Source organism: Bacillus sp. JJ664, from assembly GCF_036962205.1.
Taxonomy (GTDB): Bacteria; Bacillota; Bacilli; order Bacillales; family Bacillaceae_G; genus Gottfriedia.
In genome coordinates, this window is record NZ_JBALMS010000135.1 from 485 (window position 1) to 14,504 (window position 14,020).

Annotated in this window: 11 protein-coding genes; 9 read left to right on the forward strand and 2 right to left on the reverse strand. The window is 32.6% G+C overall.

Features of this window, described 5'->3' with window-relative positions:
- Positions 1-98: 98 nt before the first annotated feature.
- A complete protein-coding gene (locus V7056_RS17675; protein WP_499703730.1) occupies positions 99-881 on the forward strand; it encodes a DUF4931 domain-containing protein in 783 nt (260 codons plus the stop codon).
- 38 nt (positions 882-919) lie between these two features.
- Here the strand turns inward: V7056_RS17675 and V7056_RS17680 are convergent, their stop codons facing one another.
- Positions 920-1,402: a DinB family protein gene (locus V7056_RS17680; protein WP_499703720.1), complete on the reverse strand. Its 483-nt coding sequence runs from the start codon at positions 1,400-1,402 to the stop codon at positions 920-922.
- Between the two features lie 313 nt (positions 1,403-1,715).
- Between V7056_RS17680 and V7056_RS17685 the strand changes: the two genes are divergently transcribed.
- The 6 genes from V7056_RS17685 to V7056_RS17710 all read left to right on the forward strand — a co-directional run bounded on the left by V7056_RS17685 (position 1,716) and on the right by V7056_RS17710 (position 9,208).
- Entirely contained in the window at positions 1,716-2,468 is a 753-nt protein-coding gene (locus V7056_RS17685; protein WP_499703721.1) for a DeoR/GlpR family DNA-binding transcription regulator, read from the forward strand.
- A complete protein-coding gene (pfkB, locus tag V7056_RS17690) occupies positions 2,469-3,380 on the forward strand; it encodes a 1-phosphofructokinase (RefSeq protein WP_499703722.1) in 912 nt (303 codons plus the stop codon). It abuts the gene before it with no gap.
- A gap of 12 nt (positions 3,381-3,392) precedes the next feature.
- Positions 3,393-5,246, forward strand: a complete 1,854-nt coding sequence (locus V7056_RS17695; protein ID WP_499703723.1) for a PTS fructose transporter subunit IIABC — start codon at positions 3,393-3,395, stop codon at positions 5,244-5,246.
- A gap of 252 nt (positions 5,247-5,498) precedes the next feature.
- The gene (locus V7056_RS17700) at positions 5,499-6,995 is read left to right on the forward strand and encodes a spore germination protein (RefSeq protein ID WP_499703724.1); all 1,497 of its coding nucleotides are present in this window, start codon (positions 5,499-5,501) and stop codon (positions 6,993-6,995) included.
- The gene (locus V7056_RS17705; RefSeq protein WP_499703725.1) at positions 6,988-8,091 is read left to right on the forward strand and encodes a GerAB/ArcD/ProY family transporter; all 1,104 of its coding nucleotides are present in this window, start codon (positions 6,988-6,990) and stop codon (positions 8,089-8,091) included. The genes V7056_RS17700 and V7056_RS17705 overlap by 8 nt, the downstream gene beginning before the upstream one ends.
- Positions 8,081-9,208, forward strand: a complete 1,128-nt coding sequence (locus V7056_RS17710; protein ID WP_499703726.1) for a Ger(x)C family spore germination protein — start codon at positions 8,081-8,083, stop codon at positions 9,206-9,208. Before V7056_RS17705 ends, V7056_RS17710 begins: the two co-directional genes overlap by 11 nt.
- 124 nt (positions 9,209-9,332) lie before the next feature.
- Here V7056_RS17710 and V7056_RS17715 read toward each other — a convergent pair whose 3' ends face one another.
- Positions 9,333-11,558 (reverse strand): alpha-galactosidase, encoded by a 2,226-nt coding sequence (locus V7056_RS17715; RefSeq protein ID WP_499703727.1) that lies wholly within the window; start codon positions 11,556-11,558, stop codon positions 9,333-9,335.
- A 268-nt stretch (positions 11,559-11,826) separates the two neighbouring features.
- On the opposite strand from V7056_RS17715, the gene galU reads away from it, so the two are divergent.
- Entirely contained in the window at positions 11,827-12,759 is a 933-nt protein-coding gene (gene galU, locus V7056_RS17720; RefSeq protein WP_499703728.1) for a UTP--glucose-1-phosphate uridylyltransferase GalU, read from the forward strand.
- Positions 12,760-12,946: 187 nt separating this feature from the next.
- A partial coding sequence (locus V7056_RS17725) for a DUF6044 family protein (RefSeq protein WP_499703729.1) occupies positions 12,947-14,020 on the forward strand: 1,074 nt, incomplete at its 3' end.

A 14,020-nucleotide genomic window follows, 5' to 3' on the forward strand; every position in this document is an offset into this window, starting at 1 on the left:
AATATATAAAAAATTATCTCGTTTAGTATGTGAAAAGCAGACAAAATTTAGTAGGATTAATCTTATAAGTTTGTAAAAAAGGGGGGAACGAGATGAATATTCCAAATGAATTACTTCAGTTTAAAATGGATATAGGTATTAAAAAACCAGAAAATATTGTGAATAAAACAGTAAAATGTCCATTTTGTGATCGAGAACATTTAACAGATATTTTAGATACTTCTGGGTCAATCATTTATCTAAAAAATAAATTCCCAACACTAGAGGATACATTACAAACAGTGATTATTGAAACTGATGATTGTGATGGAGATATTTCTAAATATACGCAAAGTCATATGAAAGAGCTTTTGAATTTTGCAGTACAAAAATGGGAAGAAATGGAGAAAACTGAAGAATTTAAATCTGTCATTTTTTATAAAAATCATGGTCCATTATCAGGTGGTACATTAAATCATCCTCATATGCAAATTGTTGGTTTAAAAAACATTGATTATAAGAAAAAAATCACTGATATCTATTTTGAAGGAATTGAAATTTTTACAAAAGAGGGCGTAGTATTAAATATTTCTACACATCCTATGATGGGTTTTAGAGAATTTAATATCATTATTGAGGATCGTTCATATTTATCTGAAATGGCTGTTCTATTACAAATCGTTACGCATTATTTATTACACAATTTTTATAATGGTTTAAATAGTTATAATTTATTTTTTTATAAATGGAATGGGAAAATCATTTGTAAAGTCATTCCACGCTTTGTCGTTTCTCCTTTATTTATTGGTTACTCCATTTCTCAAGTTACCAATCAATTGGATGTACATAAAGATCAAATATTAAAACTTTATAAAGATGATTTAGATCACCTTAATCATTAAAAAAGATGTTTACAATTTTTTGTAAACATCTTTTTATTTTATAATTGATTTTTAATGTCGTTAATTTGTTCTAGATGACGTTTCTCATGTAACCCAATAAATGGAATCCACTGTTTTAAATTCATTTGACCAAAAGCAGGGTGAGGAAAACCTTTGTCTTCAAGATTGTAGTCCTTTGTTTCTTCTACAAAAGTATGTAATGCATTTCTTGAACTTGATAATTTTTGCTTCATTTCTTCAAGGGTTACAAAATCGTTTGTTGGCACGAAATAGTTTGGCGCATTAAATTTACGAGTTCTGTCTAGCGTTAACTGGATCGGCTTTTCTGATATTTCTTCAGAAGGACCTGTTTTAAATGTTTTGTTCATGATTTTTACTAGACCAGCTTCCATTAAAAATAAATGATCTAATACTTGCATGATCGACCATTGATCTTCGTTCACTTTTTTATTTAACTGATCATTTGATAATTCTCCAACAGCCTCAAAAAGTTCGTTTCGAATTTGAATATTTTCTTTCAATGTTATACCCTCATTTCGTTTATTAAGTATCTACTAATTTAAAAATTTGAACATATAAAAGTAAATAGCTTCCTATATGCACATTTGATTCAAAATATATTAAGCAATTACCTAGTTATATCCTAATAAGTTTACCTCACAAATTTTGTCAAACGATGACATACTTGACTTTATATCCCACAAATATATTATGAAAATTTGAGACAACTTTCAATTTTGAACGGTTTTGATTGAAAATGATAGTTTTTGAAAGATTTTGATTGAATTTTTGATGTCGCTAATTTATACTAAACATATCGAAAGGATGATTCATATGTTAACACCTGAAAGACAGCAGCTCATTATTGACATGGTGAAAGAACACGGAGTCGTAAAACTGAGAGATATTGTTGAAGCTACAAACACTTCAGAATCAACAATCCGTCGTGATTTAATTGAACTTGAATCCTTACATTTATTAAAAAGAGTACATGGTGGTGCAGCATCTTTAAATAGTAAAGCTACTGAGTTAAGCATGACAGAAAAAACAACCAAAAACGTTCAAAATAAAAAATTAATAGCATCATTAGCAATTTCACAAATAAATGAAGGGGATTGTATTTATTTGGATGCAGGAAGTACTACATTTGAAATGATCCCTTTGCTAAAAGGCTTAGATGTTACTGTAGTCACGAATGGTTTAATGCATGTCGAAGCTTTATTTGAAAATGAAGTAACAGCCTATCTTTTAGGCGGGAAAATGAAAGGGCATACAAAAGCATTAATCGGAAATATGGCCGCTGAGAATCTACAAAGTTTTCGATTCGATAAATGTTTTATAGGAACAAATGGCGTTCATCCGAAGTACGGCTACACGACACCAGATCCAGAAGAGGCATTTGTGAAGAAAACAGCCATTTCATATTCAGAAAAAAAATATATACTAGCCGATTATAGTAAGTTTTCAGAAACTTCATTTGCGAAAATCGCTGATATCAATGAAGCAATTATTATCACGGATGAACTAGATAAAGAACTAACTTCAACATATGAGAAATTTACAACATTAATAAAGGTAGTGAAATAAATGATTTATACTGTAACACTTAATCCATCCATTGATTACATCGTAAATGTTGATAATTTTCAAATTGATTCGATCAATCGAATGATCAGTGACCAAAAATTCGCTGGCGGGAAAGGAATAAATGTCTCAAGAGTATTAAAAAGACTTGATGTAACTAGTATTGCTTTTGGATTTATCGGTGGATTTACTGGTGATTTTATTGAAAACGTATTAAAGAGAGAAAGTGTATTATCAGATTTTGTAAGAGTTGAAGGGGACTCTCGTATCAATATTAAATTAAAGTCGCAATTTGAAACCGAAATAAATGGTCAAGGGCCCACAATATCAGAGCAAAATTCAACTGATTTCTTCAAAAAATTAGAACTAGTACAACCCGGTGACTATTTAATTCTAGCAGGAAGCATACCCAGCTCATTAGAATCTGATTTATATGAAAAAATTGCAAAATGGGGAAATGAAAAAGGTGTAAATATAGTTGTTGATGCAAGCGGTAAAACACTATTAGATGTTGTAAAACATAATCCTTTTTTTATCAAACCAAATCATCACGAACTTGGGGAATTATTTGACGTTACAATATCGACAGTAGAAGAAGCAATTCCATATGGTCAAAAGCTTCTTGAGTTAGGTGCAAAAAATGTTGGAATATCTCTAGCTGGAATGGGTGCAATTCTCATGACAGAAAAAGATATATTTGTATCAAATGTTCCAAAAGGTGAAGTGATTAATTCTGTTGGTGCTGGAGACTCACTAGTTGCTGGTTTTATCGGGACTTACGTTAAAACGAATGATAAACAGACAGCCTTTAAAACTGCAGTTGCTGCAGGAAGTGCTACGGCCTTTTCATCAGATTTAACAAATAGAGAAAAAATTGAAGAACTAATCGATCAAGTGAGGATCGAAAAGAGATAAGGTGGAGAGATAATGAAAATAACAGATTTATTAAAAATTGATACAGTTCTCATCAATTTACAGTCTGCAAATAAAGCATCAGTCATTAATGAGCTAGCAGATGTATTATATGGAACGAACCGTTTACATGATAAAGAACAATTTATTGAAGCAATTTTAGCTCGTGAAGCTCAAAGCACAACTGGAATTGGTGAAGGGATTGCTATACCACATGCTAAGACTTCTGCAGTAAAAAAACCGTCAATTGTATTTGGTCGTTCAAACGCTGGTATTGATTATGATTCATTAGATGGTCAACCTGCGCATTTGTTTTTTATGATTGCTGCAAGTGAAGGAGCAAATAATGCACATTTAGAAACTTTATCACGTTTATCTACATTATTAATGGATGAAGCATTCCGAAGTTCATTATTAGGTGCAGAAAACGCAAAGGAAGTTATTGCATTAATTAACGCGAAGGAAGATGCGATTAATAAGGATGAAGAATTGATTTCCTCTCATTCTAAAAAACCTCTTATTCTTGCAGTAACTGCTTGTCCTACTGGTATCGCACATACGTATATGGCAGCAGATGCACTAAAAGCAAAAGGAAGAGAATTAAATGTAGATATCAAAGTTGAAACAAATGGATCTACAGGCGTGAAAAATGAATTAACTTCAGACGAAATTAGAAAAGCGACTGCCATTATTATCGCAGCTGATAAAAATGTTGAAGTGGGTCGCTTCGAAGGTAAACATGTGATACAAGTACCCGTTGCAGAAGGCATCCGTAAGCCGAAAGAATTGATTGAACGTGCTATGAAACAAGATGCACCTATCTTCAATGGAACGGATAAAGGAAAAAGTGACGAAACTTCAAAAGAAAACGGTTCAGGAATTTACAAACACTTAATGAATGGTGTTAGTAATATGCTACCATTTGTAGTTAGTGGTGGAATTCTGATTGCGCTAGCATTTGCATTTGGTGGAATTCATACAAAAGGACCTATTGCAGAATTATTAATGAAAATTGGTGGGGCAGGGGCATTCAGTTTCTTAGTACCCATTCTTGCTGGTTTTATTGCAAGCTCAATTGCAGATCGCCCAGGGTTCGCACCTGGTGTTGTCGGTGGATTTTTAGCAGCTAATGCTGGTGCTGGATTCTTAGGTGGTTTAGTTGCTGGTTTCTTGGCTGGTTACGTCGTTATTGGTTTACGTAAACTATTTTCAAAGCTACCAGAGACACTAGAAGGTATGAAACCAGTTTTACTTTATCCAGTGTTTGGTTTACTAATTACAGGGGTATTAATGGAGCTTGTCGTAAATCCACCAGTTACATTTTTAAATACTGCTTTAACAGATTGGTTAAGTAGTTTAAGTGGTGGAAACGCTATTTTACTAGGTTTAATTTTAGGTGGAATGATGGCAGTTGATATGGGTGGACCAATCAACAAAGCCGCTTTTACATTCGGAATTGCTGCTATTTCTGCACAAAATTTTGGACCACATGCTGCAGTTATGGCCGGTGGTATGGTACCACCATTAGGAATCGCTTTAGCAACAACGATTTTCAAATCAAAGTTTACAGAAATGGAACGTAAATCTGGAGTGACTAACTATATCATGGGTATTTCATTCATTACAGAAGGTGCAATCCCATTCGCAGCAGCAGATCCTATTAGAGTAATTATTAGTTCAGTCATCGGCTCATCAATTGCTGGAGGTCTAGCTATGGCATTTGGTATTACTTTACCAGCACCACATGGTGGGGCATTTGTCATTCCTTTAGTTAATAAACCTTTCATGTATTTATTAGCTATTTTGATTGGTTCAGTGATCACAGCTTTAATTCTTGGTATTTGGAAAAAGAAAGTTGAACAAAATTAGTTTGATTTCATAAAGGTAAATCAACATTGTTTATTTAAAATGAGACTTTTATGATTACTACTCAAATAGCAACAAGGCTAACAAATAGGTAAGAATATGATAAAGAAAAGAAAAACGATTCTATCATTTAGATAGAATCGTTTTTTTATACAAAATTAGTTGGATTGTACGAAGACTCACATGTATAATACATTCTATTTAACATAAAATATATTTACTTTATTTGAGGTTTCAATGGGGAGTCAATCACTTATGAGCGGAATTAAAAATAATCCTGTGAACCGATCTGGCTCTCATATGGGTCATAAAAATATTTCAATGAAGCTAGAGGAAAATATTGAAAATGTTAAAAAATCACTTTTACATTCAAGTGATTTAATCGTTAGAAATTTAGAGTTTGCGAATAGAAAAATAGGAATCGTTTTTATTGATACCCTTATTAAGGGGGAAGTACTCGAGACTCAAATCATCCAACAAATCATCCAGAATCCTAAAGAAACGATAGAACAAACTGTTTCAATAAAAGAAATTAAAACCTCAAGTTCGTTTGATGAAAGTGTGATAGCACTAGTAAAAGGAAATGCCGTTATTTTTACTGATACTGAAACGAATGCGATTATATTAAACATTGCTTTATTAGAAAGTCGTTCAATAGAACAACCTGACAGTGAACAGGTTTTACGTGGTGCACAGGATGGGTTTATTGAAAGTTTAGAAACAAATATTAATCTTCTGAGAAGGAGAATAAACAATCCAAATTTAGTGATAAAATATGTAACTCTTGGCAGGGAATCGGATACAAGTTTAGCAATCGTATATGTGGATTCAATTGCAAACGATGATTTAGTCAAAGAAGTTGAGCGGAGAATTTCTTATATTGATGTAGATTATGTCACTAATATTGAGGAATTTATTGAAGATAGTTCATTCTCACCATTTCCTCAAATGTTAACGACATCAAGACCAGATCGTGTTTCAGCAAATTTAATGGAGGGAAGGGTAGCAATTATAACTGATGGGAACCCGTCAGTACTAGTAATGCCGATCACTTTCTTCTCTTTTTATCAAACAAGTGATGATTATAACAGCAGATGGATGATGGTATCATTTTTTAGATTAATGAGGATGATTAGCTTTATCATTTCAATCTCATTACCTGCACTTTATATTGCTTTAGTATCCTACCATTTTGAAATCATTCCGATTGAACTAGTTGCTAATGTAAAGAGTTCGTTAGAATATATTCCATTTCCACCATTAATTGAGGCATTAAGTATGCAAATAACACTCGAATTACTAAGGGAGTCAGCCTTACGTTTACCTAGTCCCATTGCACAAACCTTAGGCGTAGTAGGAGGATTAGTTATTGGTACTGCAGTCGTTGAAGCAAATTTAATTTCTAACACGATGCTCGTCGTCATTTCAATTACGGCTATTTCATCTTTTGCAACACCTGATAGTGAAATGGGTACATCAGTTAGATTATTAGGATTTCCATTAATGTTTGCTGCAGCAATAATAGGCTTGATCGGGATTGTATTTGGGTTGATGATTATTTTAATTCATTTATGTAAGCTTGAATCATTTGGAACTCCATATTTTGCACCCTTTGCGCCATTCAGAAGAAAAGATGTAAAAGATACAATTTACCGGGCACCAATGTGGAAAATGACAGATCGTCCACGTTCTGCATTGCCGAAGAAATTGAGAAGTGCAAAAAATCCAAGAGGCTGGAAACAGAATGAATAATAAAAAATACCTTTCAAAATCACAACTTATGTTTTTTATTTTACAATCTCAAATTGGAGTTGGACTGCTTTCCCTTCCATATGTGGTGCATTTACATGCAAAGAATGACGGTTGGATTTCAGTCATAATCGCAGGGATGATTGTATTTATTTTTATGCTCATCATGTGGGCACTAGGAAAACGATTTCCGAATGATACAATCTACGAGTATTCAAATAAAATAGTAGGGAAGTATGTAGGGACTGTCATTTCATTTTTGTACGCACTAAATTTTTTTATCATTTCTATATTTGTTGTGACCATAACAGTCAACATTTTAAAGAAATGGATTCTAACGCTAACGCCTCCATTTGTCATTATATTTTGTATAGTTGGTACAGGTGTATATTTAGCAAGGGAAAACTTGAAAGTAATTGGTCGATTTTATACTTTTGTATCACTCCTAATTCTTGTCCTTGTATTTTTAGAATTACTTTCCTTCAAAGATGCAAATTATAGATTTTTGTTACCTATTGGACAAGCAGGATTTAAAAATATCATGGTTGGTTCTCACGATTCTTTAACAGCAATGTTAGGGTTTGAATCACTTTTAGTAATCTATCCTTTTGTGAAAGGTAATGCTAAAGACATTTTAAAAAATTCAACAATCGCCATTACATTTGTAACTGTTTTATATACATTCTTTTTAATAACTAGCTTTGTTGTTTTTAGTCCAGAAGAAATAAAGATTGTATCCGAACCTATTCTATATATGTTAAAGGCTTTATCATATGAAGTTGTAGAAAGACTAGACTTAATATTTCTGTCAATATGGGTTGTTCCGATTGTAACGTCATTTGTAACTTATTTACATATAGCCAGTATAGGGATGGAGAAGATTTTTAAGCAGACTAATCATAAAAAAGTAACATTTATATTAGGGATCCTCATTATGATCATTGCAGTCATTATTCCACAAGAAGAGCAGATAATTGATAAATTTAACATAATCGTCTCATATTCTAGTTATATTTTTATTGCGATCATTCCTTTATCATTATTGATTGTGTCGATTATTAGGAAAAAGAAGGGGCAAAGTCATCTATATGAAAATTAAAATGTGCATGATAGTTCTTTGCTGTCTCTTATTTTTGACTAGTTGTTGGGATCAAAGATTATTAAGTCAATCTAAGCTTGTGTATGGTGTTGGGGCTGACCTGGAAAAAGATGGTAAATTATTGGTAACTGCAGTTATTCAAACAATTGCCCAAGCAAGTAAAGGAACAACTGAACCAGCATTAACGAATGTGATTGTAAGTAGTATTGCAAGTTCATTTTCTGATTCAAGAACAAAAATTATGAAGAAAATCTCAGGTGAATATGCTACAAGTAAAGCTAGAGTATTATTATTTCATGAAGATTTAGCAAAAGAAGACCTTTATTCAGTATTAGATATTATTTATCGTGACCCGAGAAGCTCTTTAGGCGCAAAAGTTGTGATAACTAAAGACAAATCAGCCGACATTTTAAACTTAAGAGTAGTGGAAGAATCGCTTATAAGTGAAGAAATACTTGGTATTGTAACAACAGCGGAAACTTCTACACTAGTTCCGGATGAAAATGTTCAATCTATTTGTCCCACAATGTTTGATCCTGGAGAAGATATTACCCTTCCATATTTAGGAAAAACAGATGATAAAATGATTGATGTTTATGGAATAGCTTTATTTAATGGACGTAAATATACTGGTTACAATCTATTTGATGAAGAACCTACATTATTATTAATGATGAAGGATGAGATGAAAAAGTATGCAAAGTTTACTTTAGAAGTAAATCCAAAAGAAAAAGATGAGAGAAGTCGCTTTATTTCAGTTCAAGTAAAAAATAATAAAGTGAAAAAAAAATTGAAAATCAAGAAAAATAACGAAATTACGGCTGAGTTTAATCTACATATTAAAGTAGATGCACTTGAATATCCAAAAGACAATCTTGCAGATCGAGAAGAGATTAAAAGATTAAACAAAGAAATTTCAAAACAATTAACGAAAAAAGCGGAAAAATTAATTAAAACACTACAATTAGCAAACTGTGATGCTTTTGGAATTGGAAGAGACTTAATTGCATTTCATCCAAAAGTATGGAAATCATTGGATTGGGAAAAAGCGTATCCTAAAATTACAATCAAACCTAATATAAAAGTGGAGATAACAAGTTCTGGAATCATTAATTAAAGAGGGGTAATCATTTAAGAAAATTGGCCATAAAAAAGCAGCCTCAATGTTAACTTGAATCTAACATTGGGGCTGTTTTTTAAAAGTATAACAACATTGATTCAGGATAGCCCGAAGTAAGATGCTATTTCTTCTGTTTCAGATAAAAAACCTCTGATTGAAAGTCACCTTTTCGTTTTGCAATCTTTTTATTAGGACCGTTAAATTCAATCGGTAAAGGAATACCAAGAAACATTAATTCATTCCCATAAAAAAAACGTTCTAATTGCTCAACATAATAAAGATTGTTTTTTTTTAAGCCAGTTAATTTTAAATATTGATATTTTTTTGGATTAGGAGTGGCTAATACTTTATACCAGCCAACTAGTGCTTCATCTCTTTCTTTACTAACGATCATCCATGCGGTTTCATTTCCTTTAAAAGGGCTTGCCATTCGGTAAAAATCGCCAGTCTGGATGAGTGACTGATGCCTTTTATAGAATTTTATTTGATTCTTAATTGTCATTTTTTCATCTTCACTTAATGTAGTAGGGTCTAATTCATATCCAAAAGTACCAAAGAACGCTACATTTCCTCGAGTTTTCAAAGAAGTACGACGTAAAGTTTGATGATTTGGACTAGTTGAAACATGAGAACCAATACTACTGAGCGGATATGCAAATGAACTGCCATATTGAATCTTTAGTCTTTCTATCGGATCCGTATCGTCACTAGCCCATGCTTGAGGTGCGTAATATAATAACCCTGCATCGAATCTTCCACCACCGCCTGCACAGGATTCAATCAATATATGCGGAAAATTTGTATGTAAACGTTCGTATAAATCATAGACACCAAGTATATATCTGTGAAAAAACTCATCTTGCTGATCATGTGCTAAGTGTAAAGAATAAGCTTCGGTAATATTTCGATTCATATCCCATTTTATATAAGATAAATTTGTTTCTTCAATGATATTAGTGATTTGATCATAAATAGCATCTACAATCTCTTTTCTTGAAAAATCTAAAACAAGTTGATTCCTTCCTAATGAGGTAGGGCGGTCTGGTGTTTTGATGGCCAAATCAGGTTGATTATTAAATAACTCACTATTTGGACTGATCATTTCTGGTTCTAGCCATAAACCAAACTGTAATCCTAAACGATTTAATTCGCTAATAAAATACTCCATGCCGTTTGGGAATTTACTTTTATTCGTAAACCAATCTCCTAATGAAGAGGTCGCATCATTCCGATTTCCAAACCATCCATCATCTAGAACAAATAATTCAATACCTAACGCTTTTGATGCCTCTGCAATTTCAAGAAGTTTTTTCTCATTAAATTGAAAATAAGTCGCTTCCCAATTGTTTAGTAAAATCGGACGTCTAACTTCCTTCCAAACACCTCGAATTAAATGTTTTCGATATAAATCATGATAAGTTTGACTCATGCCATTTAGTCCACTATTGGAATGAACCATCACAGCTTCTGGTGATTGAAAATGCTCATTCGAACATAGCTTCCACTTAAAACGAAATGGGTGAATCCCCATTGTAACCCTTAAGCAATCAAATTGATCAACTTCAGCTTGTGCAATAAAATTTGAACTGTATATTAAATTAAAACTAAAAACTTCACCTTGCATTTCATTTGCATCAGGTCTTACAAATGCAAGAAAAGGATTATGTTGATGGGAACTTGCACCCCGTAAGCTAGAGATTGATTGAATGCCAGTTTCTAAACGGCGTTCTTTTACATATCGTTCCCTTGCCCAGGCTCCACTTAACTGAACCATGCTAAAGCCTTTATCTGGAAAATCTACTGCAGTACTCATAAACCTTTCCAAAAAAAACGGATTCTTACCCTTATTGCAAATATATGCACTCCTTGTAATTACACGCAAGTCTCTAAAGATTGTATAGGAAAGAATCAACTCGGCCGCTAAAACAGTATCTTCAAGGACAATTTGAATGGTTTCTGCATCTTCTTCATGTTCAACATACGTTGAAGGTAATCCCTCCAATACAGGTTTACCTTGTGTAATAGAATAGTATTTATAAATAAAGTTTGAAATATGACTTCCATTATCCCCAATAATGCTCAAAGCTGGTTCACGATAATCTGTCGTTCCATAAACAGGGTATTCCTGTCTCAATGATTCCAAACTAAAAGCACGGTCTCCCTCAATGTGAGAAGAATAGGTGTTTGGATATAAATGATGATTGATATTCGAAAAATTAGTACATTCATTTAGCGCCTCGCCAAAATAAAAGGAACCAAGATGACCATTTTTCATCACATAAAATATATAGCTTATTTGACCATTCGTTAAATGAAACTGTTTTTCTTTTTCATCAACAATAATCATGTTGATCACTCCCATTCGGTTATACTGGGTCTAATCATTTATTAGTTTCGTACTTCATTTTATGCCTGAGATTTCATAGAATTCTAGAAATAACTATGGTTAATGAAAGAGAATGGATACAGTTCCATCAAATTTGGGACATAAAAAAATATAAGATTTAATACTATGTTAATAATCTAATAATCGAGACATCTAATAGAGAATTTGAAACTCATTACTTCTTTCGTGAAACGAGTCATAATTTAGTTTGGTAAAAGGAGAAATGAAAATGAAAAAGGTCAAAAAGGCGATCATACCAGCTGCTGGGTTTGGAACTCGGTTTCTACCTGCAACCAAGGCAATGCCAAAAGAAATGCTTCCAATTGTAAATAGACCAACCATACAATATATAGTTGAAGAAGCGATTGAAGCAGGAATTGAAGACATCATCATAGTAACTGGAAAAGGAAAAAGGGCGATAGAAGATCATTTTGACCATGTGTTCGAATTAGAACAAAATCTGTTTGACAAAGGTAAGGATGGTTTACTTCAGCAAGTACTCAAATCATCTAAAATGGCAGATATTCATTATATTCGTCAAAAAGAACCTAAGGGATTAGGGCATGCAGTATGGTGTGCTAGAAAGTTTATAGGGGATGAACCATTTGCGGTGTTATTAGGAGACGATATTGTTGAGTCAACTACTCCTTGTATTAAACAATTAATAGATCAGTTTCAACAAGTTGGTTCTTCAATAATAGGTGTAAAACCTGTAGCTGCAGCTGAAACACACCGATACGGAATAGTTGATCCATCACGGAAAGAAAATGATTTATATAAAATAAAAAATTTAATTGAAAAACCAATTCCAGGTCATGCACCTTCAAATTTAGCTATTATGGGACGTTATGTACTAACCCCTGAAATATTCGGCTTTTTAGAAAACTTAGAAGAAGGCACAAATGGAGAAATTCAATTAACTGACGCACTTCAAAGGTTAAATACGATACAAGATGTTTATGCCTATGAATTTCAAGGAACTCGATATGATGTAGGAGAAATATTTGGCTTTATTACAACAAATATAGAATTTGCGATGCGTCATAAAGACTTGAATAAGCCATTACTACAATACTTACAAAATTTAGTTCACAAGACTGAACATCCAAAAGTGAAACGATTTAAGAAAAGAGGAACGATTGAAAAAATTGATCGAATCTAATGACACCATCTTGTTTGCAACATGCATTCAAGATGTTTTTTATTTTCAGAGCTTTTGAAACTAAATAATTAGTAATGATTGGAAGTAATCTTGGGCAAGATAACAGAAATAAAATGTTGTTTACATACCTTTAAGTAGTTTACAAAAGATATTTCATATTAATGTTAAAGTTTGTGTGGTGAATACTATGAATTTTTGGAAGCAATGGAGTGTTGAAAAACGGCATATCTTTTGGGCGATAATTCTACTAATTTTATTTGTATCACCTCTTTTTATATTAGGTGAAAATGCTCATATAAGAATTCATGATAATTTAGATTCCAATATTGCCTGGTATAAAACATTAAATAAGAGCGGTACTTTATTTGGAAATATTAATGATGTCGTTCCTCAAGTTATTAATGGTCTTCCAAGAAATGCATATGGAACAGAGTTTAGTGGGATTCAATGGCTTCATGCGATATTTCCTTCAATGCTCGCTTATGCTATATCCCAAACAATTACGAGAGTTTTTGCATTCATAGGAATGTATAAACTATTAGTAGATCACTTTATTCCATCAAAGGATGGGTATTTAATACGAGTCTGGGTTTCACTAGCATTTGCATTCACACCATTTTGGCCCTCAGGCATGCTGAGTACACTTGGCATGCCATTAGCACTATGGGCATTTTTAAATATTAGAAGCGGCAAAAATACGTTTAAAGAGTGGCTAACAATTATCTTATTACCACTTTATTCAAGCTTTGTTTTAGGTTTTTTCTTTTTCTTAGTAGCAGTGGGTTTAATTTGGGTAAGAGATTTAATTATTAAAAAAATGATGAACTGGACGTTTTTAGCTAGTATCGTATGCATGACATTTATTTATATAGCAATAGAATACCGGCTCGTTTATTCATTACTTTTTCCTGATGAGCCTACTAGCAGAAATGAATTTTTCAGTTCCGTTTTAGGATTTCGTCGAACGATTCGATTAGTCTTCAAGAACTACATAATTGGTCATACTCATGTACTAGCACGACAAACGTTTGTGATCGTTCCACTCTCATTTATTGTCCTCTTTATGATTAGAGGAGATAAGAAAAGTAAATATGTAAAAACCTATATTTTTTTATTTATTCTTAATTTCTTGTTATCAGTATGGTATGCCTTTTGGTTTTTTAAAGGATGGGTGTCATTAAAAGAACAATTTCAATTATTGAATACATTTAATTTTGCTAGATTTCATTTTCTCAGACCAATGATAATCTATCTAATGTTT